Source organism: Actinoplanes sp. NPDC023936, from assembly GCF_040639325.1.
GTDB lineage: Bacteria > Actinomycetota > Actinomycetes > Mycobacteriales > Micromonosporaceae > Actinoplanes.
In genome coordinates, this window is the sequence record NZ_JBEZZR010000001.1 from 408,271 (window position 1) to 432,831 (window position 24,561).

Below are 24,561 nucleotides of genomic sequence, written 5' to 3' on the forward strand. Positions count from 1 at the left end.
GGGCGACGGCTCGCGGTTGTGAGCCGTAGTTGGTGCAGGCTAAACGGCGTGGTTGCCTGTCTGGGCGACGGCTCGCGGTTGTGAGCCGTAGTTGGTGCAGGCTAAACGGCGGGATTGCCTGGCTGGGCTACGGCCGACCGCCGCGAGCCGTAGCTGGCGCAGGCTAAACGGCGTGGTTGCCTGTCTGGGCGACGGCTCGCGGGCTCGAGCCGTAGCTGGTGCAGGCTAAACGGCGGGATTGCCTGGCTGGGCTACGGCCGACCGCCGCGAGCCGTAGCTGGTGCAGGCTAAACGGCGTGGTTGCCTGTCTGGGCGACGGCTCGCGGCTTGGCCCGGGGTGGGGGCGCTTGTGACACCGACGTGCGGGTAGTGAGTCGGGTTTCAGCGTTTTGGCTCTTTGTGGGTTGCGCCGGACGTGGTGGGGCGGCCTACGGTCGGGGGCGTGTTCGTCCGGGTGCTGGGTCCCTTCGAAGTGGAGGGCGACGATGGTCTGGTCTCGGTGGCCGGCGCGTCTCAGCGTGCGGTGCTGGCGTTGCTGGCGCTGCGGGCCGGGCAGCCCGTCGGGGTGTCCGAGCTGATCGACGCGCTCTGGCCGGAGGATCCACCCCGGTCGGCTCGCAACACTCTGCAGTCCCATGTGGCGCGCCTGCGGGCCCGGCTCGGCTCGGCCACCTTGATCACGCACGAACCGGCCGGCTACTGCCTGCACGTCCCCCGCGAGGCCGTCGACGCACTTCGCTTCGAGTCGCTACTCCGCAACAGCCGGAGCGACGGCCCCCGCAGCGACGGCCCCCGCAGCGACGGCCCCCGCAGTGACGGCCCCCCGCAGTGACAGCGCCCGGAGCGACGGCGCCCGGAGCGACGGCAACGACGGCGGCGGCCGCGGCAACGGTGGGGGAGCCGAGGCGGAGGCGGTTTCGCTGTGGCGGGGAGTGCCACTGCCCGAATTCCCCGGGGAGCCCTTCCGAGGCATCGCTGCCCGCCTGACCACCCTCTATCGTGCCGCTTTAGTGCGACATGTCCGCACCCTCGACCCCACGATCGCCGCTGACCGGCTGCGGGAGACCGCGGACGCCGACCCCTGCTGGGAGGACGGCGCGGTCGAGATGGCCACCGCTCTGGCCGCCGCCGGTAGCCGCAGCGAGGCTCTGGAAACGCTGCGCCGGCACTGTGCCGCGGTGATCGAGCGGCTGGGGCTCGATCCGTCCGAGCGGGTTCGCGGAGCGCAGCAGGCACTGCTGCGTGATCGGCAGCTCCGCCCGGAACCGGCGGCACGGGCGCAACCCACCACCCGGGTCGCGGGGGTGCCACGGGACCTGGCATTGCGCGTACCCCTGCGGTATTCGTCTTTTCTGGGCCGGGAGAGTGAGCGGCAGCAGCTGGAGCGACTCCTGGCCGAGCCCGAGCCCGAGTCTGCGCCGAGGCCCGGTCCGGGTCCGGGCTCGGGTCCGGTCAGCGTCGTCGGGCCGGGTGGGGTGGGCAAGACGCGGCTGGTGGCGGAGACCGTGCGGGCGTGGCCCGGCGTGGCGTGGGTGGATGCGGCCGATGTGCGGGAGGCGGATTTCCTGCAGGCGGTCGCGGTCGGGGTGGGTGCTCGGATGACGCCGCACGACGTGCCGCTCGCGGTGATCGCGGAGGCCGCGGCCCGGCATCCGGTGGTGGTGCTGGACAACTGTGAGCATGTGCTGGGGGCCGCGGCCGAGCTGGCCGAGGCGCTGCGCGGGGTGCGCGTGGTGGTGACCAGTCAGGAGAGCCTGCGGGTGGACGGCGAGCGCGTGCTGCGGCTCGGGCCGTTGAGTCCGGAGGCGGCCGGGCGGTTGTTCTGTGAGCGGGCCCGGGTGCCGTCGTCGGCCGCGGTGGGGGAGATCGTGGCGCGGCTGGATCTGCTGCCGCTCGCCATCGAGCTGGCGGCGGTGCAGGCCGGGGCGCTCGGGGTGGATGAGCTGGTGGCCCGGCTGGACGACCGGCTGGACCTGCTGGACCGGGGCCGCCGGGGCGCTGATCCGCGGCATCGGACGTTGCGGGCCGTGGTGGAGTGGTCGTTCGCGCTGCTCGACGAAGCGTCGGCGAAACTGCTGCGGCGGCTCGCGGTGTTCGCCGGTGGGTTCACGGTGGCGGCGGCGGAGGCGGTGACCGCGGACGAGTGGCTGCCCCGGGCCCGGATCGCCGGGCTGCTGGCCGGGCTGGTGGACCGGTCGCTGGTGGTGCGGCACGGGGCCGGGCGGTTCCGGCTGCTGGAGACCGTGCGGGCCTACGCGCTGGAGCAGGCGGGCGCCGGGCTGGCGGCGGGGCCGGTGCGGCACGCCGCCGCCGAGTTCACCGGCATCCTGCAGCGGCACGCGGCGGCCATGGCCGCCGCGGCCGAGGAGCTCGACTCCCGCATGCGGGGGGCTGATCAGGCTTCCGCGGTACGGGAGATCGACGCTCTCCTGCCCGACCTGAGGCTCGCCTACTCCCGGGGGGACGCTCCGGTGCGGATCCGGCTGGCGGCGGCGATGTACCGGTACGGCTACCGGTGCCAGCAGTACGAGGTGCTGGCCTGGGGCCGGGCCGTCGAAGCCGACGCGCCGGGAGTTCCCGCCGCTGTCCGCGCGGACGCCCTCGCCGCCGCGGCCACGCACGCCTGGGGTCGCGGTGACCTGGCCGAGGCCCGCCGGTTCGCCACCGCCGCGGATCCGCCCGGCGCGCCCGCCCACGAGGTGCTCGGTGACGTCGCGCTCGTCGAGTGCGACGCCGCGACGGCGCTCGCCCACTACCGGGCCATGGACGGCGAACCGGTCGCCCGGGTCTCCGGCATGACCGGTGAGGCGCTGGTCCTGGCCTGGTCCGGCCGGAGCGCGGAAGCGGTCGAGGTGGCGAGCGCGGCGGTCGAGCTGGCCGACGGCACCGGTAATCCGGGCGCGCGGGCCGAGGCGCGGTACGGGCTCGGCGAGGCCCTCGGCGATCTCGACCCGGCGGCGGCGCTGAACCTGCTCGCCGAGGCGGAGACACTGGCCGGGACCGTCGACGACCGGCTGTTCCAGGCGGCGTCGGGCTCGGCCGCGGTGGCGATCCGCAGCCGGCACGGCGACCCGGCCGTGGCCCTCGCCGCGTTCCGGGACGTGTTGCGACTGTGGCGGCGGGCCGGTAACGACACCCTCCGGGCGGCCGCCCTGCGCAACCTCGTGGTGCTGCTGGTGCGGGTGGGTGAGGACGAGACGGCGGTGCTGCTCGACGCGGCGTTGCCGCAGGCCGCGGTCTACCCGGCGGAGGCCGCGCGGCGGGACCGGGCGCGGGCGGCGGCCGCGGAGCGGCTCGGTGCGGGCCGGGTGGCGGAGATCACCCGGCGCGGGGCGCTGCTCGGCGCGGCGGGGGTGACCGAGGAGGCGGCGCGGGCGATCGATGCGGCGCTCGCGCGGGTCCGCCACCGATAGGGGTGTGGTTGACAGCGGGCCGGGCCCCGGGTCGATACCGTTAGCGCGTGTCTCAGATCCCGTGGTGGGGCCTTCCCCTGGTCGCCGTCGTGTTCGCCCTTGCCGGGGCCGCGGCCGCGCACCTCGCCGCCGCCCGCAACAACGCGCTGCGTCACCGGCGCCGCCGCACCCGCCAGTGGTACGACGAGCGCAGAGCCGCCTATGTCCAGCTGCTGACGGCGTTCGACCGGGCCACCTACCGGCTCCGCGCGGCGTACGACGCCGGTGAGAAACCGCCGACCGTCCTCAACTATCTCGATGAGGTCGGCCCCGCCCTGATGCCGGTCCGGCTCCTCGCCTCCGGCCCGGTGCGCTCGGCCGCCCTCGCCGTCCACCTCCAGCTGGAACGGCTGCACAGCGAGATGAACCCGGCCGGTGTGGTGGGCGTCGAGCCCCGCACGCACTTCCGGGAGCTGCTCGCCCAGGTCCCGCTCGTGATGCAGCAGTTCGAGGCGGCGGTGCGCGAGGAACTGGAGATCACCGACCGGCCGCCGGCCGCGCCGGAACCGGTGGCGATGAACGGGTTCCGCCGCAGGCTGGTCGGCACGCCGGAGTCGGACCGGGGCTGAGAGCGCCTTTCTCCCCGGCGGTGGCATCGGGCAGGATCGGCGTGTGACTTCGTTCAACGGTTCGGTTCCCCTCGATCCTGTCTCCGCCGCCATCGCCGACTCCGGTCTCGTCGCCATCCTGCGGGCGCCGAGCGCCACCATGTTCGCCGCGGTCGCCGACGTGCTCGTCGCCGCCGGCATCACGGCTCTCGAGATCACCCTCACCTCGCAGGGCGCCCTGGAGGCGATCGCCGGCCTCTGCCGCCAGCTGCCGGACACCGTGCGGATCGGCGCCGGCACGGTGCTGACCGAGGACGACGCCAAGGCGGCGGTGGACGCGGGCGCCACCTTCCTGGTGTCGCCGGTGTCGGTGCCGATCACGGCCGGCGTGCCGCTCTATCCGGGCACGTTCAGCCCGACCGAGGTCTACGCCGCGCACCGGGCCGGCGCGCCGCTGATCAAGCTGTTCCCGGCCGGTGGGCTGGGTCCGGCGTACCTGAAGGATCTGCGCGGGCCGCTGCCTGACGTCCGGGTCCTGCCGACCGGCGGCGTCGCCCTCGACGACATCCCGAAGTGGCTGGCGGCGGGAGCGGTGGCGGTCGGCGTCGGTGGCCCGCTGATCGGTGACGCGGCGAGCGGCGGCAGCCTCACGGAGCTGGCCGTCCGTGCTCGCCACGCGGTCGACGCCGTGCGGTACGCGCGCTCATGACCGGGCCACTCAAGACGGGGCCGCTCAAGACCGGGCCGCTCAAGACCGGGCTCCTCACGTTCGGCGAGTCCATGGGGATCTTCGTCGCGGACGGGATCGGCACGCTCGACCACGCCCGTTCGTTCGCCCTCGGCTTGGCCGGGGCGGAGAGCAATGTGGCGATCGGTGTCGCACGTCTCGGTGGTGACGCCACCTGGCTGGGCCGGCTCGGCCCGGACGCGACGGGCGCGCTCATCGCGGCCCGCTTGCGCTCTTCGGGGGTACGGGTGATAGCCGTCCCCGACGAGTCCTTCACCGGCCTGATGATCCGTTACCGGCGGTCCGGCCAGTTCATCCACGCCGACTACCACCGGGCGGGCAGTGCCGGTTCCCGCCTCACCCCGGCCGACGTGCCCGAGGCCGAGCTCCGGGCCGCGGAGATCCTGCACGTCACCGGCATCACACCGGCGTTGAGCGACTCCTGCCGGGCGGCGGTCTTCTCGGCCGTGGAGACGGCCCGGGCGGCCGGCGTGACGGTCTCGGTGGACGTCAACTACCGGAGCAAGCTGTGGTCCCGTTTCGACGCGGCGCCGGTGCTGCGCGACCTGGTGAGCCGGGCCGACGTGGTGTTCGCCGGACCGGACGAGGCGGCCATCTTCACCGACTCCGCGGATCCGGTCGACGGCCTGGCGAAGCTCGGTCCGTCCGAGGTGATCGTCAAGGACGGCGCACGGGGTTGTGTCGCGTCGATCGGCGGGGAGCGGCACTCGCTGCCGGCCCTCGCGGTGACCGCGGTGGATCCGGTCGGTGCCGGGGACGCGTTCGTGGCGGGTTACCTAGCGGAGCGGCTGGCGGGCGCGGCGGTTCCGGACCGGCTGCGCACGGCGATCGCGGCCGGCGCGTTCGCTGTCACCGTTCCGGGTGACTGCGAGGGCCTGCCGGATCGCGCTGACCTGGCCGCACTCTCCGGTGGGGACATCAATCGCTGAGTCGATCGCCGGGTCGATCGCTGGGCCATTCGCCGGGTCGATCGCCGGGCTATTCGCTGGGCCATTCGCTGGGGCGGGCGTTTCATCGGCGGACGGCACGGGTACCGAATGGTCAGCGGCACATTCATCGATGTGAGGAGGCCGTGATGCAACCGACGCCGTTCACCCCGTGGACGTGGCGCGATCCGGCTCTGGCGGGCAGCACTACCGAACCCGCCGGCATCCACCCCGACGGCATCGAGAGCGTCGACGAGACCGGGCGGGTCGGCGTGGATCTGGTCGGGTTCAAGGTCGAGGCGACCGACGGTCACATCGGCTCCATCGACCAGGCCAGCTACGACGTCGGCAGCGCTTACCTGGTGGTCGACACCGGACCGTGGATCTTCGGGCGGAAGGTGATTCTTCCGGCCGGCACGGTGCAGACCATCGATCACGACGAGCGCAAGGTCTACGTGGACCGTACGAAGGAGCAGATCAAGAGCTCTCCGGAGTACGACAAGGACACCTTCGAGACGCCCGAGTACCGCGATCAGGTCGGTGACTACTACACCGGCAACTACCGCGATTTCCCGCGCTGATCGCCACCGACCGCTGCCCCGCCCGTAACCCCCACGGGCGGGGCAGCGTCTGTTTCGGGGTGATCAGAAAGTCCCGCCTGATCAACGAGCTCCAGGTAGGAACTCAGCTGGGCGGCGCCGGTCAGCATCCGCCGTGCCCGGTCGTCGATCCGCTCCTGCCAGCCGGCCAGTGACGCGGCGAGCGGCTCCGGCCCGCCGGCCGAGCGGACCTGCCGCACCACCGACGCGATGTGGTCGAGCAGATAGCCGCCCCGGCGCAGCAGATGGGCCAGGTCGGCGTCCCGGACGTCCGCGGCGGAGTAGACCCGGGCCAACCGGTCGCGGGCCGGCGAGAGGATCCCGGCCCGCTCCCATTTGCGCAGCGTGGCAGGGGTGACCCCGAGCCGGTGCGCGAGGACGCCGACGGTGACCGGCCCGCGGTGGGTTCGGCTCGCCGGAGCGGACGAGAGCACGCCGACCGCCGCCGACACCGAGGCTGCTGACACCGAGGCCGCTGACACCGAGGCTGCTGACACCGAGGCCAGCGTCTCCCGGTCACGCTGCAGGAGGATGTGGGCACGGTCGATCGCGGCGTACGCCGAGGATCGGTCGCCCCGGTTGACGGCTCGCATGATCTCGGCGGCGGCGCTGTGCCCGTACCCCCGGGCAAGCGCGACGAACGCGCTCAGCGCGCGCACATGCTGGTCGGTGTAGAGCCGGTAGCCGGTGGCGGATCGCCGGGCCGGCGGGAGGAACCCGTCACGCTCGTAGTTGCGCACGGCCTGCGCGGAGAGCCCGTGCGCCCGGGCCAGGTCCGCGGGCCGGTGCATCCTGGTTTGAGACTTCAGCACACCCTCCCTGAGCGTAGCGGTGGACCAACGTTCACCGGGTGATTCAACGATACGGTGAAGGTCATGGTTGATGCTGAGATGGCTGGCGGCGACCTCGCGGCCGGGCTGGCCGCACGGATCCTGGAGTTGCCGGGTGTGTCGATGACCCGGATCGAGCCCGATTCCGGCATGCCGGAGTACACCTGGGGCGACCGCTTTTTCTTCGCCGGCGAGGACCGGATGCGCCCGTTCGCCACGATCGTCGGGCACGACGTGCCGGGCTTCGACGAGGAGTCCCGGCTGGACCGGCCCGGCGCCTACCGGCTCAACCTGGAGCTGGGCCGCGACGAGTTCCGGCGGGTGTTCGGCTTCGGCCCGGAGGAACTGGCCGGGCGGCGGCCGGAAATTGACTTCGCGGCCCCGGACCGGCTCGTCCCGCACCCGGCCTACGGCGTGCAGGGGTGGGGCAGCGTGGTCGAGCCGGGCCCGGTCACGGCGTCCGAGATCGACCGCCTGCTGGAGCACGCGCGTGCCCGATCGGCGGCCCGCCAGCACCGCCGGGCCTGACCGGATCGGTCCGCCACCGGTCCCGATGGTGTCTACTCGCCGCTGCCTGCGGCACGTTGAATCGAGGGCATGACAAACGCGCTGATCGTGATCGACGTACAGGAATCGTTCCGGGCCCGGCCGCTCTGGCAGACGGTCGACAACCCCGGCGTGGTGGCGAACGTCGGGCTGCTGGTGGACGCCGCGCGGGCCGCCGGTGACCTGGTGGTCTGGGCGGTGCACGCGGAGCCCGGGACGGGCGGCGTGTTCGACCCGGTCAACGGGTTCGTCCGGGTGGTGGACGAGCTCAGGCCCGCGGACGGCGAGCCGCTGCTGGTGAAATACGTGCACAACGCGTTCACCGGCACCGACCTGCAGCATCGGCTGACCGTCGCCGGGGTGCGCTCGGTGACCGTCTGCGGGCTGCGCACCGAGCAGTGCGTGGAGACCACCGCCCGGGTCGCGTCCGACCTCGGGTACGACGTCACCTACGCCGTCGACGCCACCGCCACCTTCCCGATCCCGCACTGGGACGCTCCCGCCGACCAGAGCGTGGCGGAGCTGCTGGCCGACCCGCGTACGCTCTCCGCCGAGGACGTGGTGTCCCGGACCAGGTATGTCCTGGAGGGCCGGTTCGCCACCGTCAAGACCGTCAAGGAGATCATCGGGGGGTGACCGGATCGTGAGCCGGGTGGTGTTCGTCCTGACCCCGCAGGTGCATCTGCTCGACCTGGCCGGCCCGGCGCAGGTCTTCTCCACGGCGCCCGGCTACGAGCTGTCGTACGTGGCCGAGCAGCCGTCCGTGCCGACCTGGCAGGGCGTCGCGCTGCAGGCGTCGCTGGAGTGGCCGGAGCTGGACATCGCGGATCTGGTCGTGGTGCCCGGCTGGCGGGACGGGTACGGCTGGTTCGGCGCGGAGACCCTGGACCGGATCGCCGCGCATCACGCCGCCGGCGGCACTGTCGCGAGCGTCTGCGCCGGCGCCGACGCGCTCGGCCGGGCCGGCCTGCTGGCCGGCCGCCGCTGCACCACGCATCACGACCTGCAGGAGAGGCTGGCCCGCGTCTACCCGGCGGCGACCGTGCTGCGTGACGTCCTCTACGTCGCCGACGACCGGGTGGTCACCTCGGCCGGCATCGCCAGCGGCATCGACCTGGCGCTGCACCTGGTGGCGCTGCGGCACGGCCCGGCGGTGGCCGCGCAGGTGGCCCGGGAGATGGTGGTCTACGCCCGGCGCAACGGCGACGACCAGCAGGAGAGCGCGATGCTGCGGCACCGGTCGCATCTGAGCGACGTGGTGCACCGGGTGCAGGACCGGATCGACGCCGGCTTCACCGAGCCGCTGCGGCTGACCGAGCTGGCCGCGGCGGCGGGGGTGAGCGAGCGGACGCTGACCCGCCTCTTCACCACGGCCACCGGGCAGACGCCGCTGCGCTACCAGCAGCAGCTCCGGCTGGAGCGCGCCGAGCATCTGATCGGGCACGGCTCCACGGTGGAGGCGGCGGCCCGTGCCGTGGGCTTCGGGGACGCCCGCATGCTGCGCCGCCTGCGCGCCCGTACCCCGGTGGGGTGATCTCGCGGCGTACGGCGACGCGGTCGCTGCGGTGGCCTCGGCTGCCGGGGCCGGCCTGGCGGTCGCGGTGCCGACCAACGGCAGCGCCGCTCAGCAGCGCGGCAAGCTGGAGCGGATCGGGTTGAGCCACATCGCACAGGTGTTCACTCCCGACGATCTCGGGGTAGCGGCCGGGCTGCGGGCGGTGCACCTCGGCCGGTCCGGGACCGGACCGGCCGAGGAGTCGCACCGGATCAGCACGCTGGGCGAGCTGGCGACCTACTTGTAGGTGATGTTCGAGGTCGTGTACTTGCAGTAGGTGCCGTCCGGGCCGCTGCCGGTCTTGGTCGGCTCCTTGCCGGTCTTGTTGCCGGTGAAGCGGTCGCAGATCGAGATCTTCTTCTTGCTGTCACCGGTGATCGTGATGCCGGAGAGCGTGGCGGTGTCGCCGTAGTTGGTGTTGATGCCGACGATGCTCTTGCCGGGCGCCGTGACCGTCACGTTCTTCACCACGACCGAGCGCTTGTACTGCGTCGAGCAGTTGCCGCAGGACCGGTAGAGCTTGCCGAAGTCGCTGACCTGGAAGCCGCTGATCGTCAGGGTGCCGCCGCCGTTGTGCTGGAACACCTTGTCGTCGGCCGACTTGGCGCCGCCGCCGGTGACCGTGTACTTCGCGCTGGAGCCGCCCTTGAACGTGGCCGCGTCCTCGCCGACGTTCTCCCACCAGACGTTCTGGATCGTGCAGGAGCCCTTGCAGTGGATGCCGTCGGCGGCCGGCGAGCCGATGATGACGTTCTTCAGCACCGCGCCGTCGGCGAGCACGAAGAGCGGGTCCTGGCCCTCCTCCTGCGAGTCGCCGCCGAGCGCGCCGCTGCCGACGTACCGCTTCAGGCCGCCGTCGAGCGTCCCGGAGACCGCCTTGCTGGCGCTGACCTTGACCGTGCCGGTAGCGCTCGGCCAGGACGCGGCCGAGGCGCCCTGGGTGTAGACCACAGCGCCGAGACCCAGACCGAGGGCGGCCACCGCCACCACGCCGGCACGCCACCGCTTCCGCAGATTGTCGAACACGATCCAGCCTTCCTTCGAGGGTGTTGTCGAAGGGTCAGTGGTCGTTCGGCACGGAAAGGTTGCTCGGAAGGTTGCTCGGAAAGTTGCCCGGCTCGTCGAGATCTTCGTCGTCGGCCACGTCACCGACCGGAACGACCAGGACCTCATGGGTACGCAGATAGTCCCGCGCCCCGCGATCCCCGGTCGCGCTCGCGGCCACCCCGTCCCAGTGGTCGCGGCCGAGCAGCACCGGATGCCCCCGGCGGTCCCCGTAACCCCCCATCACCAGGGCGTCCTCGGTCGCGTGGGCGATGATCCGGCGGACCGCCTCGGCGGTCACCCCGGGCATGTCGACGAGCAGCACCACGGCGGCGATCGCGTCGGTACCGGCGAGCGTGGTGAGCCCGATCCGCAGCGAGGAGCCCATGCCCGTCGCCCAGTCGGGGTTGACCACGGTGTCCGGAAGAGCCCAGTCCGGGTTGACCCCGGTGTCCGGAACAGCCCAGTCGGGGTTGACCACGGTGTCCGGAACAGCCCAGTCCGGGCCGACCCCGGTGTCCGGAAGAACGAGAGCGCGCACCCGCTCGGCCGCCGCGCCCAGGACGATCAGGACCCGGTCGCAGCCGGCCTCCCGCAGGGTGTCCGCGGCGCGCTGCACCAGGAGCCGGCCCTGGTAGGCGACGAGCGCCTTCGGCATCCCGTACCGGCGGCCGGCCCCGGCGGCCAGAACCAGCCCCGCGACGCTCACCGGGGCAGGAACCCGCGGACCGCGGCCAGCGGCAGCGCCGTCCTCGGGTGGTAGGCGGCGCGCCACAGCCCGCCGTGTGCCGCTCCGGTCGCCTCGTCCCGCCACGCGGCCGGATCGGCCGGCCGGGGGCGACGGATCTGGTGCACCATCAGCGCGGCCATCAGGCGGCTCGCGGCCGCCGGCTCGAAGATCTCCACGTCGAAGAGGTGCGCGCCCGCGTAGGCGGCGGCCAGCAGCCGGTTGCTGACCACCGACCGGGTACGCGTCGGCGGCGCCACCGTGAAGCTGACCACCCCGTCCCGGCGCGCGACAGTCGCCCGCCAGCGGTGGATGCGTTTTGCGAGGGCGTAGTTCGGCCCCTGCTGTGGCACCAGGCTGTCGCTGATGCCGGGTTCGAGGTCGGCGAGGTAGTTGGGGCGCATCAGCCGCCCGCCGGAGAGCAGCGCGCCGGTCCGGGCCCGCCGGGACCGGGCGGCGAACCGCGCCCGGCTCTGTGCGACCGCCTCGCCCGGCACGCCGTAGACGTCGGTCGGCGTGGCGAGGAAGGCGAGCGCGGTGTCCGGCCGCTCCTCGCGCAGGTGCACAGCGAGCGCGTCCAGCGCGGCGGCGAGCTTGGGGTACGCCCCGCCCGGCGCGTAGACGTAGTTGCCGAGGATGAGCCGCTCGTCGAAGCCGAGCAGCCACTGCGCGACAGCGCTCAGGTCGCTGAGCAGGTCGGCGCCGGGCACGCCGGCGACCGGTTGCGGGATCGGGTGAGCGTCGGCGACGTCCACCGGGTCGGCGACCGGCCCGGTGGTGGCGGCGAGCGGGGCGAGCAGCCGGCCGGCCGACTGCGACGCGAGGGCGGCGGTGCGCTCCCACAGGTCCGGGCGGGGCAGGTCGACGGCGAGGACCGTGCCGCCCCAGCTCAGGACGGACGCGAGCGGCCCCATCTCCGAGCCCGCGCCGAACGTGACCAGGCGCTGGTCGCTCAGGTCCAGCCAGTCCGGGTTGGCGAGCACCTCCCGCACCGCGGCGGCGGCCGACTCCTCGATCACGCCGCGTGTCACCCAGACGTCGAGCTGCCGTTTGAGGGAGTCACCCCGGAGCAGGTCGCCGTGGTACGGCACGGCCAGCTCCTTCTCGGCGGCCCCGGTGCCGGCCACGGTGACCGTCTCCAGCGGCCGGTCCGGCTGCGCCATCAGCGCCTGCGCCAGCGTGAACTCCCCGTCGTCGCGGCGGAACCGCATCCGCGCCTGCACCGAGGCCAGTCCGGCTTCGGCGATCTCGTACGCGGCCGACCCGTCGGCGGCGAGCCCCGCCTCGACGAGCGCCCGGAAGTGGCGCAGGTAGCCGCGCCGCCAGTCGGTCTCGCGCTCGGCGGCCGCCGCGGCGGCCGGGTCGGCGGCGCGCAGCGCGTCGGCGACGACGGACCGGCCGAAGGAGTTGCTGCTGCGCCGCCCGGAGTCGTCGGCGGGGAAGTCGGTGTGGGGGATCACCGGGCCAGTATGGCGGTCTCCTACCAGGGGAGGAGAAGGCCTCCGACGACTGGCCGCAACGGCGGCCCCCGGTCGGGCGATCCGGCGGTCCCGCGGCGGGACGCTGCGGATATGACAACGATCGATCTACCCGCACCGCCGCCGGAAGCTCTGCGTACCCAGGCGCGCTGGAACCGGGCGCTGCTGGCTCTCACCGCCGCGTCGGCGGTCCTCGCTGTCGTCGCCGCCGTCGGGATCTTCACCGATCCCCGGATCCTGACCGGCGTGCCGATCTGGCTCAAGCCGTTCAAGTTCGCCGTCTCGTTCGTGGTCTACGCCGGGACGCTCGCCTGGACGCTGTCGATCCTGCCGCGCCGCAGCCGGCCCGCCGAGTGGGCCGGCGTCGTGATCGTCGGCGTCGCCGTGGCCGAGCTGGCGATCATCGTGTTCCAGGTGATCCGGGGCCGGACCAGCCACTACAACGTGGCGACGCCGCTGGACGCGATGCTCTGGTCGGCCATGGGCACGTCCATCATGGTCCTCTTCTTCGCACATCTGCTGATCGCGATCACCGCGCTGCGGCAGCGGATCCCGGACCGGGCGATCGCCTGGGCGATCCGTCTCGGCCTGCTGGTCGCGCTGCTCGGCATGGCCGTCGCGTTCCTGATGACCATGCAGGGCGGCACTACGACCGCTCCCGGCGCGCACGCGGTGGGAGTGCCGGACGGCGGGCCGGGCATGCCGGTGACCGGGTGGAGCACCACCGGCGGCGACCTGCGGATCGGCCACTTCGTCGGGTTGCACGCGCTGCAGGCGTTGCCGCTCCTCGCCCTGCTGCTGGGCCGGCTGGTCGCCGACCCGGTGAAGCGGACCCGGCTCGTGTTCGTCGGGGGCGGCGCTTACGCCGTACTCGTGCTGCTCCTGACCTGGCAGGCGCTGCGGGCGCAACCGCTGCTGCGGCCGGACGGGCTCACCCTGATCGCGTTCGCGGCCCTGGCCGCGGTGACCGCCGTCGCGGTCGGCCTCGTCGTTCGCAAGCCTCTAAGCTGAGCAGCCATGGGCCGGCCGGGGCGTTTCTTCGACGTGCGGGACACGTTCACCCGGATGCTGCTGCTGAACACCTCGGGCGTGGTCTACCTGCTGCTGGCGCCCCGGGAGACCGGGGTGCCGGTGGCCGGTCCGCAGTGGGCGCTCGCGGTCGCGGCGTTCGCCTCGGGCCTGCTGCTGCACCGCCGTCCGATGGTCAACCTGCTGGTGCAGACGGCGCTCTTCGCGGTGGCGTTGCGGGTGCTCGACGATGTCACGATCAACCAGGTCGGCACGGCGTGGTCGCTGGGCGAGGTGGCGCTCTGGGCGCCGCGTGCCCGCTATCTCTGGGGCAGCGTCGGCCTGGTCGCGGGCGTCTATCTGATCTTCCACCGGACCGGCTCGCTCACCGAGAACCTGGTCGGTCTCTGCATCAACCTCGGGCTCCCGGTGCTCATCGGCACTGTCGTGCGGACCACCCGCGAGCTGAGCGTGCAGGCCGAGCGCCGGGCTCTCTCCGAGCAGCGGGCGGCCCGCGCGGACGAGCGCAGCGCGATCGCCCGGGAACTGCACGACGTGGTCGCCCACCACGTCGCGTCGATGGTCCTCCGGGTGGGTGTGGCGCGGCACGTGCTGCCGGATCTGGAACCCGAGGTGGACGCCGTCTTCGACGACGTCCACCGGACCGGGACCGCGGCCCTGGCGGATCTGCGCCGGCTGGTCGCCGTGCTTCGCCACCCCGAGGGGGTACGCGGTGACGCCGCCCTCACCGCGATCGACCCGTCCGCCCTGCCCGCCGCGCTCGACGGCGCCGTGGAGACCGCCCGGCGCGCCGGCGTGATCGTCGAGGCCGAGATCGATCCGGCGGTCGGCGCCCTTGACGCGGTCCGCGGCCTGGCTGTCCTCCGGCTCACCCAGGAGGCCCTGACCAACGTCGCCAAACACGCGGGCGCCTCGGCGAAAGCCCAGCTCAACGTGCATGTGATCGACACTGCCCTGCACTGGGAGGTGGTGGACGACGGCGGTTCCGGCACGATCGAGATGCCGCCCAGCGGCGGCCACGGCCTGACCGGGATGCGGGAGCGGGTGGAGGTGCTCGGCGGTGTGCTGCGGGCCGGGCCGCACGAGCACGGCTGGCGGGTTGCGACGGTGCTACCGGGAGAGAACTCATGATCAGGGTGCTGCTCGTCGACGACCAGCAACTCGTCCGGGCCGGTCTGCGGATGCTCTGCGACGCGGAGCCCGGCCTGGAGGTGGTCGGTGAGGCCGGCGACGGCCGGGCCGCGACCGAGCTGGCCGCCCGGCTGGCGCCCGACGTGATCGTGATGGATCTGCGGATGCCCGGCGTGGACGGGATCACCGCGACCAGCCGGATCGTCGGCGAGCGCCCGGCCGCCCGGGTGCTGGTGCTGACCACGTTCGGCGACGACGACCATCTCTACCCGGCGTTGCAGGCCGGCGCGTGCGGGTTCCTGCTCAAGGACGCCCCGCCGGCCGAGTTGCTGAACGGGATCCGGCAGGCCGCGGCGGGGGAGAGCCCGTACAGCCAGGAGGTGCTGCGCCGGCTGGTGCGGCGGGCGGTCGACGCGAAGCCGGAACAACCGCGCCGGATCGCCGGGCTGACCGCGCGCGAGCAGGAGGTGCTCGGCCTGGTCGGGGAGGGCCTGAGCAACGCCGAGATCGCCGAGCGGATGCACATCGGGGTGACCACCGTGAAGACCCACATCACCGCGCTGATGACCAAGACCGGCAGCCCGAACCGGGTACGACTCGCTCTGCTAGCCGTCCGCAACCAATGATCGCTCAACCCCCGCCGGATTCGTCCGATCTCGCGGGGCATGCGTAAGTGGACCCTGACCGCGGCCGTTCTCGCCGCCGCCACCTCGATCGTCGCGCCGGACCCGGCTCAGGCAGCGGCCACCGGCCGGTACGTGGTGACGCTCCAGCACCAGGGTCAGGTCAGCACGCTGGGCAGCGCGCCCGGCCGGATCCTGCACCGGTTCGCCGGCTACCCCGGGTTCGCCGCGCAGATGACCGCCGCCGAGGCCAGGCGTCTCGCCGCGGACCCGGCCGTCCGCTTCGTCGAGCCGGACCGGGTGCTGCGTCTCACCGGCGCCCAGAAGAACCCCACCTGGGGCCTGGACCGGTCCGACCAGCGCGGGCGGACCCTGTCGAAGTCCTACAAGCCGTCCGCGGACGGCAACACGGTGCACGCCTACGTGATCGACACCGGCATCCGGACCAGCCACCGGCAGTTCGGCGGGCGGGCCTCGTACGGCTACGACTTCGTCGGCCGGGACGGCCGGGCGGACGACTGCAACGGCCACGGAACCCACGTGGCCGGCACGATCGGCGGCAGCACGTACGGGGTCGCCAAGAAGGTCAAGCTGGTCAGCGTCCGGGTGCTGGACTGTGAAGGCTCGGGCACCCTCTCCGACGTGATCGACGGCATCGACTGGGTCACCGCGAACGCGGTCCACCCGGCGGTGGCCAACATGAGCCTCGGCGGCGGCTGGAGCCCGGCGCTGGACTGGGCGGTTAGCGAGGCGATCGAGTCCGGCGTGACGTTCGTGGCGGCGGCCGGCAACGAGAACAGCGAGGCGGCGCTGGGCAGCCCGGCCGGCGTGCCCGAGGCGATCACCGTGGCCGCGTCCGACCGGAAGGACAAGCGGGCGTCGTTCTCCAACTGGGGCAGCGCCGTGGACCTATTCGCGCCGGGCGTGGACATCACCTCGGCCACCGCGGCGAGCAACACCGCGAAGGCGACCTGGAGCGGCACCTCGATGGCCGCGCCGCACGTGGCCGGCGCCGCCGCGCTGCTGCTCGACGCGAGCCCCGGGCTCACCCCGGCGCAGGTTCGCAACCGGCTGGTCGCGGACGCCACCAAGGGCAGGGTGACCTCGCGCGCCGGGTCACCCGACCGGCTGCTCTTCGTGCCGGCCCCGCCGAAGGCGCCGGCGATCACGACCTCGCGGACGGCCAGGGCCACCGTGGGTGTCCCGTACACGGCGAAGCTCGCGCTCGGCAGCGGCCGGCGCGGCGCCTGGCAGCTCGCGGCAGGCACCCTGCCGGCGGGTTTGAAGCTCTCCTCCACCGGGGTCGTCTCCGGCACGCCGACCGCGGCCGGCGACCGGACGGTGACCGTGCGGTTCACCGATTACGTGCCGCAGTCGGTGACCCGCCGCGTGGTGATCCCGGTGGTGACCAGCGCGCCGCGGATCGTGGAGACGTCACTGCCCGAGGCGTCCGCCGACGTTTACTACCACGCGGAGCTGACCGTGGCGGACGGCCGGGCCGGCACCTGGTCGCTGGAGTCCGGCGCGCTGCCGGACTGGGCGAACCTGGACCCGGCGACCGGCGTGATCGAGGGCTGGGCCGACGTGACGACGGGCGACGCGTTCACCTTCACCCTGCGGTTCACCGACGACGCCGGCGGCACGGCGACGCGGTCCTACACGCTCACCGTGGGCTGAGGTTTCACCAGTCGAGGGGCCTCACCAGTCGAGCGCCGCCGCGTACTTCTGGGCGATCTCCGCGGTCTCGGCGAGGTCGGCCTCGACCACCGGCAGGCCGGGCCGGACCGCGATGGCGCCGAGCTCGACCAGCAGCTGGCGGAGCAGGGCCTCCGCGGCGGTGGCCTGCGGCGCCACGCCGGCGGTCACCACCGGAACGGCGAGTTTGCCGGCGAGGGCCTGCGCCGGCAGCTGGTCCAGCAGGACCTTGAGCACGCCGGTGTAGCTGCCCTTGTAGGTGGGGGTGGCGACGACCAGCAGGTTCGCGTCGGCGATGGCGGCGAGCGCGGCCTTCGTCGCGTCGTCGCCCGGCGTCAGCAGCCCGGCGCCGAGATCGCCGACCTCGATCACGTGCGGTTCCGGAGAGCCGATCCGGGTGGCGATCGCCGCGCCGACGGCGGTGGCCAGGGTGGAGGTGCGTGAACCGGCGCGGGGATTGCCGGAGATCACCAGGATGCCCGTCACGATATGTCCTTTCAGGCGGCTTTCCGCAAGTTGTGATAGGTGCCGTCGTGGTAGACCAGCGGCGTCGCCGCGAGGTTGTCGTGCACCGCGCCGGCCACCGGGGAGGCCAGCACGATCGTGTGGTCGCCGGCCTCGACCCGCCGGACCACCCGGCAGACCAGGCGAGCGAGGACACCGCCGAGCAGCGGAACGCCGCCGGGGCCGGTCTCCCAGTCGCCGTGCGCGGCGAACCGGTCGATGCCCCGGGTGGAGAAGGTCCGCGCCACGTGCTCCTGCTCCTCGGTGAGCACGTGCACGGCGACGACGTCGGCGGCCGCCACGGCGGGCCAGGCCGACGCGCTGTGCGCCAGGCAGAAGGAGACCAGCGGCGGGTCCAGGGAGACCGAGGTGAACGAGGTCGCGGTGAAGCCGGCCGGCTGCTCGTCGCCCTGCTTCCGGTCGCCGGGCGCGGTGATCACCACGACGGCGGCGGCGTGCCGGCGGAGCAGGGTGCGGAAAAGATCGGCGTCCACGAGCGAGCTGACGGTCATGAGGTCCCCCTCGGTGGTGTTGAGACGCCCGCCACTGCGATGCGGGATACCTATCTAACAGATAGGAAATGTATCCTTGCTCTGCGCTGCCCGCAATCGTTGGCGCCACCTGTTGGTCCGATCACACCCTGAGGAGCCGAGATGTCCGCTCTGGCCGTCGCTCATCCGCACGCCGCATACCCCCGCCCGGTCCTGCTGCGACCGGTGCCGCCGCTGCCGTCGCTTCCCGCCGAGGAGAGCGCCGAGGAGCCTCCCGTCACCGTGACGATCAGCATCAGCGGCGGCGCAGGCGGCCGGGAGCGGGTGCTCGCCGCGCTTCGCGAGCTGGTCGACGCGGCCGGCGCGTCGGCCGCCGTCGAGCTCGACCCGGCAGTGCCGGCGCCGCGCACGGACGGCGAGATCCAGCTCGACCCGAGGGCGCGGACCGCGTTCCGGAACGGCCGGCTGCTCGAGCTCAGCCGCCTGGAGTACGACCTGCTGCTCTTCCTCTCCCGGCACCCGCGTCAGGTGTTCAGCCGGTCGCAGCTGCTCACCCACGTCTGGGGTCACCGGCACACCACGAACCGGACGGTCGACGTCCACGTGAGCCGCCTGCGCACCAAGCTGGACGACCCGGAGCTGATCACCACGGTGTACGGACTGGGCTACCGGCTCGCCGACGACGCGCCGATCACCGTCGTGGATCGGTGACATCCGTGTGTCGATGTTGTTGCCGCGCTGAGACGACCGCTCACATTATTCATCGGTCATTCATCCCGAAAGGGTCATAGGCCGACGGTATGGAGCGGTCGTTTCGCCTGCTCATGCACGAGTTGATCACCTTTAGGTGATCGAGTCGGCACCCTTGCCAGCGCATTGATCGATTTAAATACTAGCGAGCACGGGTGCGCCTGACCGGTGCACCAGACCTACCCGTCCCCCTGGGAGGAACCGTGCTCAACCCGAAGCTGCGCCGGCCGATCGTCGGCTTGGCCGTGGGCGTGCTCGTCGGCAGCGGACTGGCCGCCATGCCCGGCCCCGCCTCTGCCGCCCCCGCCGCTGACGCCTCATCCCTCGCCGTCGCTCTCGACTCCAAGCTCGGCACCCGTGACGCCGGGTCCTACCTGGACTCAGCAGGCAAACTCGTGGTCAACGTGACCGACGCCGCCACCGCCGCCGAGGCCCGCGCGGCCGGTGCCACCGTGCGCTACGTCGCTCGCAGCGGCGCCACCCTGGCCGCCGCCGACAGCACGCTGAAGTCCACCCTGAAGACCCCCGGCACCGCGTTCGCCATCGACCCGGTCAGCAACCAGGTCGTGGTCAGCGTCGACGAGACCGTCACCGGCGCGAAACTCGCCGCGGTCAAGGCCACCGTCGCGAAGCTCGGCGACACCGCCCGCATCGAATCCGTCGCCGGCAAGATGACCATCAAGATCTCCGGGGGCGACGCGATCTACTCCGGCGGCGGCCGCTGCTCGCTCGGCTTCAACGTCCGCAACAGCGCCGGCACCTACTACTTCCTGACCGCGGGTCACTGCACGCGTGGTTCCTCGAGCTGGAACAACGGCTCCACCACCCTCGGCACCACGGCCGGCAGCAGCTTCCCCGGCAACGACTACGGCATCGTCCGCTACACCAACACGTCGATCACCAAGACCGGCGGCGTCGGCACCAACATCGACATCGCGTCCGCATCCACCCCCGCCGTCGGCGCCACGGTCTACCGCCGCGGCTCCACCACCGGCACCCGTTCCGGCCGCGTGACCGCCCTCAACAGCACCGTCAACTACGCCGAGGGTTCCGTCTCCGGCCTGATCCGCACCACCGTCTGCGCCCAGCCGGGCGACAGCGGCGGTCCGCTCTACTCCGGCAGCACCGCCCACGGCCTGACCTCAGGCGGCTCCGGCAACTGCTCCACCGGCGGCACCACCTACTTCCAGCCGGTGGTCGAGGCCCTGAACGCCTACGGAGTCTCGGTCTACTGACAATCCCCACCATCGTCCGGCGTCCCCGCACGGGGGCGCCGGACCTTTTCCGGGTACGCGTCCCACCAGTCCCCCACCGCACCCACCCAGTCCCGCCCCCTCCACCCCTGACGCCCCTCCCGCCGGCGCCCGAAGCCGCCGGCCCCGGCGCCCCCGCACCCCCACCCCACCCGCGCCCCGTGTCATCGCCGCGCCCCGTGTCGCCCCCGCGCCCCCTCGGCCCGAAGAGACGCGAGCCGTAGCCGACGCAGGTCTCCCTGGCGTTTTGGCTGCGTGGGCGACGGCTCGGGGGTGCGAGCCGTAGCTGGCGCAGGTCTCGCTGGCGTTTTGGGTGCGTGGGCGACGGCTCGGGGATGCGAGCCGTAGCTGGCGCAGGTTTCGCTGGCGTTTTGGCTGCGTGGGCGACGGCTCGGCGGTGCGAGCCGTAGTCGGGGCAGGTTCCGGCGGCGTTTTGGCTGCGTGGGCGACGGCTCGAGGATGCGAGCCGTAGCCGGCGCAGGTTCCGCCGGCGTTTTGGCTGCGTGGACTACGGCCCGGACCGCCGGGCCGTAGCTCAGCCCTGTGATCAAGCCGTTCAACCTGCGCCGGCTACGGCTCGGATGACGCCAATGCCGGGTGCTCGTCCTGGCGAGCCGACCGGCTAGGCGACAAATGCGATAAATCGCGATTTGTTCGGGCCGAGCTTCTCGACGGCACCGCCAGGGCACGCTCCGCCCGAGAGCGCGGCCCACCACCGTCAGGCGTCGTGGACGCGGTCCTCGCCTCGGCGGCGGAGGAGCTTCAAGCCCGGCAACCCGGCGATCGCCAAGTGCAGGTCCTCGGTCACTTCGAGCAGTTTGTGCAGATCCGGCCCGACCTGGTCGAGCTTGCCGAGCAGCGGCATCACGTCGTTGACCAGGTGGTCCCGCAGCTGGGGGAGCTGGTCGACCATCCGGATCGCGGCGGTCACCTCGTCCGGTGTCAGCTCGGCGACGAACCGGGCGGCAAGCGGGGCCGCCTGCCGCAGCGTCGGGGCGTAGCCGTTGAGCAGCACGTCCACCTCGCCCGCCACGGCGTCCGCCCGGGCGACGACGGCCTGCGCCTGATCCGCCACCCCGGACGCGGACGTCACGATCCCCCGCGCCGAGTCGGTGAGCCCGGCGACATCGGCCATCGTCCCCGACGCCGCCGCCGTGATCGCCGAGACCTCCCCGACCGCGGAGTGGGCCGCCGCGGTGATGGACGAGACCTCCCCGATCGCGGACTGGGCCGCCGTCGTGATGGACGAGACCTCCCCGACGGCCGACCTGGCCGCCGTCGTGATCGCGCCCACCTCGCCGATCGCGGCCGCCGCGTCACCGACCACGACTCCCGCGGCCTCGGCGGTGACCGAGGCCCGGCGGACCAGGTCGCCGGCGGCCGACGAGATGGTGGCGGCCTCCTCGATCGTGAGGGCGGCGGCGGTGGCGATCGCGCGGGCGTCACCGACGGTGGTCTCGGCGCTGTTCGCCACGAGGGTGACCTTGGTGATCAGCTCCTCGGCCTGGGCGACGGCGGTGCTGACCCGGCCGATCAGGTTCTCGGCCTCGGCGGCGGCCAGATTGACCCGGTTCATCAGCAACTCTGCCTGGCTGATCAGGCCGACCGCGCGTACCGGAATGGTCGCGGCCGTCGCCGCCGTCTCGATCACCTGGCCGATCGCGGACCGGGTCAGGTCGGCGGCGGCTGCGGGAGCCGCCAGCGCGGCGCGGGTGAGGGCCGAGAGGATTGCCATGCCTCCCATCATGCGCCTGCCCCGCACCCGGGATCGGTGACGGAGGGTACGGGCGCGTTGCCACACGGTCGAAAGTCGGGCACTTTTCCCGATTCCACAGGCTTCCGGGCGGCATCGAGGGCCCGGGACACGGCACTATGCATGGGTGCGACGTACCCGGAATCTCATCCTGATGGTGGCCGCCGTCGGCATCCTGGGCGGCGCGGTGCTGGTGGCCAGGGGCATGACCGGCGAGGATTCCGCCGCCGGCGCGGCGCCGCTGGCCGGCGTGTTCCAGCAGGCCCCCGCCTCCCCGTCCGCCTCGCCGACGCCGACCGGCCCGAGCCCGGAGGAACTGGCCGCGCAGGAGCGGGCGAAGCGGGTCAAGGCGCTGAACGCGGCGCTCAAGAAGTACGCGGCCACCGTCCCCGAGTTCTCCGTGGCGGTGCTCGACAAGACCACCGGCGAGACGTACTCCTACCGCGGCGACGAGAAGTACGAGACGGCCAGCGTCGTGAAGGTGCAGGTTCTCGCGTGTCTGCTGCTCACCGCGCAGGACAAGGGCCGCAAGGTCACGTCGAGCGAGGACGCGCTCGCCAAGAAGATGATCCGGTACAGCGACAACGCCGCCACCACGTCGCTCTTCAGCAAGCTGGGCCGGGCGAGCGCGATCAGCGCCTGCAACAAGCGGCTCGGTCTCACCCAGACCCGGGTGAGCAGCTCGTGGGGCCTCACCCGGACCACGGTGAAGGACCAGGTGAAGCTGCTCGACGCGCTCGTCGACGAGAAGGGCGAGCTGACGGCGGCGTCCCGCAAGTACGCGGACACGCTGATGAGCACGGTCGCCGAGGATCAGGACTGGGGCGTCCCCGCGGTCGCGAAGGCGGGGGAGGAGGCGACAGTGAAGAACGGCTGGCTCTCCCGGTCCACCGAGAACGGCCGCTGGATCATCAACTCGGTCGGCCGGGTCACCGACGACGACACGGACGTCTCGATCGCGGTGCTGTCGCATCTGAACAAGACGATGCCGGGCGGGATCACGGTGGTGGAGAAGGCGGCGACGCTAACCCGGACGCATCTGTTGTACTGACCGCACGCCGCCGGGAGAGCCAGGTCATCGCCTGATTGACGATCAGGATCAGCACGACCGCGGCGACGACGCCCTGCCACGGCTCGGGGAAGATCGAGCCGCCGGCCAGCCCGATCGCGGCGTAGACGACCGACCAGAGCGCGCACGCCGGGGCGTTCGCCACCACGAACGTCCGCCAGGGCAGACCGATGAACGCGGCGGCGAGCAGCACCGGCACCCGGCCGCCCGGTATCAGCCGGGACACCAGCAGGACCGGCACCTGCTTCTCCTGCAGGCGGTGCTTGACCGAGGCGAGCCGCTGCTCGTCGCGCAGCCAGCGCAGCCGCCGGGCCAGGGACTCGCCGCCGAGCCGGCACATCGCGTACATCACCAGGTCGCCGGCGTACGCCCCGGCCGCCCCGGCGATCAGGACCAGCACGATGGTGAGCGGCTGGGTGTGGAAGGCGAGGGCGGCGGCGCCGCTCACCGCCGCGCCGGTCGGGACGATCGGCACGATGGCGCCGAACGCCACGATCGCGAAGAGCGAGGCGATGGTGGTGAGTTCCGCGATCACCTCAGCCACCCGCCGGCTCCACGGTCAGCGTCTCGCCGTGGGCCAGCACCCGGACCCGGGTCTCCGGCGCGGTGCGGGCGGCGTGCTCGGCGAACCGCGCGCCGGGCTCGTCGAACATGTGCCGCCGGATCCGGCCCATCCCGGCCGGCCACAGTGTGCCGTAGTGCACCGGCACCGCCCAGGACGCCTTGACCCGGCGCAGCGCCTCGGCCGCGTCCACGGCGTCGAGGTGGCCGTGCGCGCCGAGGGTCGGACCCCAGCCGCCGACCGGGATCAGCGCCAGGTCCAGCGGGCCGATCGCGGACATCTCGTCGAAGAGCCCGGTGTCGCCCGCGTACCAGGTACGGGCGCTGCCCTCGATGAGGTAACCGAGGGCGACGGCTCGTTGTCGCGACCACGGGCCGCGGCCACCGTCGTGCCGGGCGGGGACGGCGCGGACCCGTACCCCCGCAATCGTCGTCTCCTCGCCCGGCGCGACCTCGACCACGCGCTGGGCCGCCTCGCGGCCCAGCGCTTTCGCGGTGAAGGACCCGGCGCCGCGCGGAACCACGAGAAGGGGTGAACCGGGCACGGCTTTGAGCGAGGCGACGTGGAAGTGGTCGGCGTGCAGATGCGACAGCAGCACGGCGTCCGGCGCGCCGGGCAGCACCGGCGACGGGCCGGCCATCCGGCGCAGATGCGCGAGCCGGTCGGTGAGCACCGGGTCGGTGAGCAGGGTGACGCCGGAGTCGGCGAGCCAGACGGTGCTGTGTCCCCACCAGGTGACCGATGTCGTACTCACGACGTAACGGTACTCACCCGCCGTAACGCCCGGCCGCACAGGCGCGCGTACAGGTGCTGGAAGGCCACCGCCACCGGGCCGCCGAGCCGCATCAGGGTCCCGGCCGGCCGGCTGAACGCGGTGACCGTGAACCACACCTGGTCGCGGTCGTCGATCTCGACCTGGAAGGCTTCCTCGCCGGTCGCCGGGTGACCCTGGCGGGTCCCGTACCCGAAGCCGTGCTCGGAGACCCAGACCACCTCGCAGGGCGCGCGCAGCGGGCCCAGGCCCACGGTGAGCCGCACGCCGGGCGCGGCCCGCCCGGCGTCGGTGACGATTCGCGCTCCGGTGGCCCGGTGCATCCGGAAGGTGACGATCGCCTCGCCGGCCCGGGCGAAGACCTCCCGGCCGGCGCCGATCCGGGTGCGGTAGCGCAGGTGGCGGTACCCGGCGGGCAGCGGCCCGGAACGGGTCGCCCCGACGTGTGGATAAGTCAGCTCGGTCACTCCTGCAGT

General features: G+C 72.9%; 26 protein-coding genes and 1 pseudogene. 17 read left to right on the plus strand and 10 right to left on the minus strand.

The window, feature by feature from the left end:
• Positions 1–442: 442 nt before the first annotated feature.
• The 6 genes from AB0F72_RS01765 (at position 443) to AB0F72_RS01790 (ending at position 6,255) form a co-directional block, all read left to right on the plus strand.
• The gene (locus AB0F72_RS01765; RefSeq protein WP_360423456.1) at positions 443–832 is read left to right on the plus strand and encodes a winged helix-turn-helix domain-containing protein; all 390 of its coding nucleotides are present in this window, start codon (positions 443–445) and stop codon (positions 830–832) included.
• Positions 813–3,413 (plus strand): BTAD domain-containing putative transcriptional regulator, encoded by a 2,601-nt coding sequence (locus tag AB0F72_RS01770; protein WP_360423459.1) that lies wholly within the window; start codon positions 813–815, stop codon positions 3,411–3,413. The genes AB0F72_RS01765 and AB0F72_RS01770 overlap by 20 nt, the downstream gene beginning before the upstream one ends.
• A 47-nt stretch (positions 3,414–3,460) precedes the next feature.
• Positions 3,461–4,021: a hypothetical protein gene (locus AB0F72_RS01775; protein ID WP_360423462.1), complete on the plus strand. Its 561-nt coding sequence runs from the start codon at positions 3,461–3,463 to the stop codon at positions 4,019–4,021.
• 43 nt (positions 4,022–4,064) lie between these two features.
• Positions 4,065–4,709: a bifunctional 4-hydroxy-2-oxoglutarate aldolase/2-dehydro-3-deoxy-phosphogluconate aldolase gene (locus tag AB0F72_RS01780; protein ID WP_360423465.1), complete on the plus strand. Its 645-nt coding sequence runs from the start codon at positions 4,065–4,067 to the stop codon at positions 4,707–4,709.
• Positions 4,706–5,677: a sugar kinase gene (locus tag AB0F72_RS01785; RefSeq protein ID WP_360423468.1), complete on the plus strand. Its 972-nt coding sequence runs from the start codon at positions 4,706–4,708 to the stop codon at positions 5,675–5,677. The genes AB0F72_RS01780 and AB0F72_RS01785 overlap by 4 nt, the downstream gene beginning before the upstream one ends.
• 146 nt (positions 5,678–5,823) lie before the next feature.
• Positions 5,824–6,255: a PRC-barrel domain-containing protein gene (locus AB0F72_RS01790; RefSeq protein WP_360423471.1), complete on the plus strand. Its 432-nt coding sequence runs from the start codon at positions 5,824–5,826 to the stop codon at positions 6,253–6,255.
• Here the strand turns inward: AB0F72_RS01790 and AB0F72_RS01795 are convergent.
• On the minus strand, positions 6,234–7,064 hold the full coding sequence (locus AB0F72_RS01795) for a MerR family transcriptional regulator (protein WP_360423821.1): 831 nt from the start codon (positions 7,062–7,064) through the stop codon (positions 6,234–6,236). The genes AB0F72_RS01790 and AB0F72_RS01795 overlap by 22 nt on opposite strands.
• Positions 7,065–7,193: 129 nt before the next feature.
• On the opposite strand from AB0F72_RS01795, the pseudogene AB0F72_RS01800 reads away from it, so the two are divergent.
• From AB0F72_RS01800 to AB0F72_RS01815, 4 genes and pseudogenes are all read left to right on the plus strand, one after another.
• Positions 7,194–7,631 (plus strand): annotated as a pseudogene (locus AB0F72_RS01800) (DUF6194 family protein); the annotation flags it as partial.
• Between the two features lie 69 nt (positions 7,632–7,700).
• Complete coding sequence (locus AB0F72_RS01805) at positions 7,701–8,285, plus strand: isochorismatase family protein (RefSeq protein ID WP_360423474.1); 585 nt, start codon at positions 7,701–7,703, stop codon at positions 8,283–8,285.
• Positions 8,286–8,292: 7 nt separating this feature from the next.
• Positions 8,293–9,183: a DJ-1/PfpI family protein gene (locus tag AB0F72_RS01810; protein ID WP_360423477.1), complete on the plus strand. Its 891-nt coding sequence runs from the start codon at positions 8,293–8,295 to the stop codon at positions 9,181–9,183.
• 31 nt (positions 9,184–9,214) lie between these two features.
• Positions 9,215–9,451 (plus strand): hypothetical protein, encoded by a 237-nt coding sequence (locus AB0F72_RS01815; RefSeq protein WP_360423479.1) that lies wholly within the window; start codon positions 9,215–9,217, stop codon positions 9,449–9,451.
• Here AB0F72_RS01815 and AB0F72_RS01820 read toward each other — a convergent pair.
• The 3 genes from AB0F72_RS01820 to AB0F72_RS01830 are packed head-to-tail and all read right to left on the minus strand — an operon-like array spanning position 9,442 to position 12,435.
• Positions 9,442–10,230 (minus strand): pectate lyase, encoded by a 789-nt coding sequence (locus tag AB0F72_RS01820; protein WP_360423482.1) that lies wholly within the window; start codon positions 10,228–10,230, stop codon positions 9,442–9,444. The genes AB0F72_RS01815 and AB0F72_RS01820 overlap by 10 nt on opposite strands.
• A 34-nt stretch (positions 10,231–10,264) precedes the next feature.
• Entirely contained in the window at positions 10,265–10,957 is a 693-nt protein-coding gene (locus AB0F72_RS01825) for a nucleotidyltransferase family protein (protein WP_360423485.1), read from the minus strand.
• Positions 10,954–12,435, minus strand: coding sequence for a hypothetical protein (locus tag AB0F72_RS01830; protein WP_360423488.1), 1,482 nt, complete (start codon positions 12,433–12,435; stop codon positions 10,954–10,956). Before AB0F72_RS01830 ends, AB0F72_RS01825 begins: the two co-directional genes overlap by 4 nt.
• A gap of 111 nt (positions 12,436–12,546) precedes the next feature.
• Here AB0F72_RS01830 and AB0F72_RS01835 point away from each other — a divergent pair, with 111 nt between their 5' ends.
• The 4 genes from AB0F72_RS01835 to AB0F72_RS01850 are packed head-to-tail and all read left to right on the plus strand — an operon-like array spanning position 12,547 to position 16,913.
• Complete coding sequence (locus AB0F72_RS01835) at positions 12,547–13,464, plus strand: hypothetical protein (RefSeq protein WP_360423490.1); 918 nt, start codon at positions 12,547–12,549, stop codon at positions 13,462–13,464.
• 6 nt (positions 13,465–13,470) lie between these two features.
• Complete coding sequence (locus AB0F72_RS01840) at positions 13,471–14,613, plus strand: histidine kinase (protein ID WP_360423493.1); 1,143 nt, start codon at positions 13,471–13,473, stop codon at positions 14,611–14,613.
• On the plus strand, positions 14,610–15,239 hold the full coding sequence (locus AB0F72_RS01845) for a response regulator transcription factor (protein WP_360423496.1): 630 nt from the start codon (positions 14,610–14,612) through the stop codon (positions 15,237–15,239). The genes AB0F72_RS01840 and AB0F72_RS01845 overlap by 4 nt, the downstream gene beginning before the upstream one ends.
• Positions 15,240–15,278: 39 nt before the next feature.
• A complete protein-coding gene (locus AB0F72_RS01850; protein WP_360423499.1) occupies positions 15,279–16,913 on the plus strand; it encodes a S8 family peptidase in 1,635 nt (544 codons plus the stop codon).
• Positions 16,914–16,934: 21 nt separating this feature from the next.
• Here the strand turns inward: AB0F72_RS01850 and AB0F72_RS01855 are convergent, their stop codons facing one another.
• Together AB0F72_RS01855 and AB0F72_RS01860 are read right to left on the minus strand one after the other, a co-directional pair.
• Positions 16,935–17,417, minus strand: a complete 483-nt coding sequence (locus tag AB0F72_RS01855; protein WP_360423502.1) for an NAD(P)H-dependent oxidoreductase — start codon at positions 17,415–17,417, stop codon at positions 16,935–16,937.
• 11 nt (positions 17,418–17,428) lie between these two features.
• Complete coding sequence (locus AB0F72_RS01860) at positions 17,429–17,947, minus strand: flavin reductase family protein (protein WP_360423506.1); 519 nt, start codon at positions 17,945–17,947, stop codon at positions 17,429–17,431.
• Between the two features lie 141 nt (positions 17,948–18,088).
• Here AB0F72_RS01860 and AB0F72_RS01865 point away from each other — a divergent pair, with 141 nt between their 5' ends.
• Together AB0F72_RS01865 and AB0F72_RS01870 are read left to right on the plus strand one after the other, a co-directional pair.
• A complete protein-coding gene (locus AB0F72_RS01865) occupies positions 18,089–18,637 on the plus strand; it encodes a winged helix-turn-helix domain-containing protein (protein WP_360423510.1) in 549 nt (182 codons plus the stop codon).
• A 242-nt stretch (positions 18,638–18,879) separates the two neighbouring features.
• Positions 18,880–19,911 carry a S1 family peptidase gene (locus AB0F72_RS01870; RefSeq protein ID WP_360423513.1) on the plus strand — a complete coding sequence of 344 codons (1,032 nt, stop codon included), beginning with the start codon at positions 18,880–18,882 and terminating at the stop codon, positions 19,909–19,911.
• Positions 19,912–20,647: 736 nt separating this feature from the next.
• On the opposite strand, the gene AB0F72_RS01875 is transcribed toward AB0F72_RS01870, so the two are convergent.
• Complete coding sequence (locus AB0F72_RS01875) at positions 20,648–21,664, minus strand: hypothetical protein (protein ID WP_360423516.1); 1,017 nt, start codon at positions 21,662–21,664, stop codon at positions 20,648–20,650.
• 172 nt (positions 21,665–21,836) lie between these two features.
• Here AB0F72_RS01875 and AB0F72_RS01880 point away from each other — a divergent pair, with 172 nt between their 5' ends.
• On the plus strand, positions 21,837–22,733 hold the full coding sequence (locus AB0F72_RS01880) for a serine hydrolase (protein ID WP_360423824.1): 897 nt from the start codon (positions 21,837–21,839) through the stop codon (positions 22,731–22,733).
• Here the strand turns inward: AB0F72_RS01880 and AB0F72_RS01885 are convergent.
• The 3 genes from AB0F72_RS01885 to AB0F72_RS01895 are packed head-to-tail and all read right to left on the minus strand — an operon-like array spanning position 22,681 to position 24,552.
• On the minus strand, positions 22,681–23,295 hold the full coding sequence (locus AB0F72_RS01885; RefSeq protein ID WP_360423519.1) for a VTT domain-containing protein: 615 nt from the start codon (positions 23,293–23,295) through the stop codon (positions 22,681–22,683). The two genes, AB0F72_RS01880 and AB0F72_RS01885, sit on opposite strands and share 53 nt — an antisense overlap.
• The gene (locus tag AB0F72_RS01890; RefSeq protein ID WP_360423522.1) at positions 23,288–24,067 is read right to left on the minus strand and encodes an MBL fold metallo-hydrolase; all 780 of its coding nucleotides are present in this window, start codon (positions 24,065–24,067) and stop codon (positions 23,288–23,290) included. The genes AB0F72_RS01885 and AB0F72_RS01890 overlap by 8 nt, the downstream gene beginning before the upstream one ends.
• The gene (locus tag AB0F72_RS01895; RefSeq protein ID WP_360423525.1) at positions 24,064–24,552 is read right to left on the minus strand and encodes a DUF1990 domain-containing protein; all 489 of its coding nucleotides are present in this window, start codon (positions 24,550–24,552) and stop codon (positions 24,064–24,066) included. Before AB0F72_RS01895 ends, AB0F72_RS01890 begins: the two co-directional genes overlap by 4 nt.
• Positions 24,553–24,561 lie beyond the last annotated feature (9 nt).

Bases quoted from the DNA above. Each gene is read 5' to 3' on its own strand.
- AB0F72_RS01785 (WP_360423468.1), top strand. From the start codon at position 4,706: ATGACCGGGCCACTCAAGACGGGGCCGCTCAAGACCGGGCCGCTCAAG.
- AB0F72_RS01790 (WP_360423471.1), top strand. From the start codon at position 5,824: ATGCAACCGACGCCGTTCACCCCGTGGACGTGGCGCGATCCGGCTCTG.
- AB0F72_RS01795 (WP_360423821.1), bottom strand. From the start codon at position 7,064: ATGCACCGGCCCGCGGACCTGGCCCGGGCGCACGGGCTCTCCGCGCAG.
- AB0F72_RS01805 (WP_360423474.1), top strand. From the start codon at position 7,701: ATGACAAACGCGCTGATCGTGATCGACGTACAGGAATCGTTCCGGGCC.
- AB0F72_RS01835 (WP_360423490.1), top strand. From the start codon at position 12,547: ATGACAACGATCGATCTACCCGCACCGCCGCCGGAAGCTCTGCGTACC.
- AB0F72_RS01840 (WP_360423493.1), top strand. From the start codon at position 13,471: ATGGGCCGGCCGGGGCGTTTCTTCGACGTGCGGGACACGTTCACCCGG.
- AB0F72_RS01845 (WP_360423496.1), top strand. From the start codon at position 14,610: ATGATCAGGGTGCTGCTCGTCGACGACCAGCAACTCGTCCGGGCCGGT.
- AB0F72_RS01850 (WP_360423499.1), top strand. From the start codon at position 15,279: ATGCGTAAGTGGACCCTGACCGCGGCCGTTCTCGCCGCCGCCACCTCG.
- AB0F72_RS01860 (WP_360423506.1), bottom strand. From the start codon at position 17,947: ATGACCGTCAGCTCGCTCGTGGACGCCGATCTTTTCCGCACCCTGCTC.
- AB0F72_RS01865 (WP_360423510.1), top strand. From the start codon at position 18,089: ATGTCCGCTCTGGCCGTCGCTCATCCGCACGCCGCATACCCCCGCCCG.
- AB0F72_RS01875 (WP_360423516.1), bottom strand. From the start codon at position 21,664: ATGGCAATCCTCTCGGCCCTCACCCGCGCCGCGCTGGCGGCTCCCGCA.
- AB0F72_RS01880 (WP_360423824.1), top strand. From the start codon at position 21,837: ATGGTGGCCGCCGTCGGCATCCTGGGCGGCGCGGTGCTGGTGGCCAGG.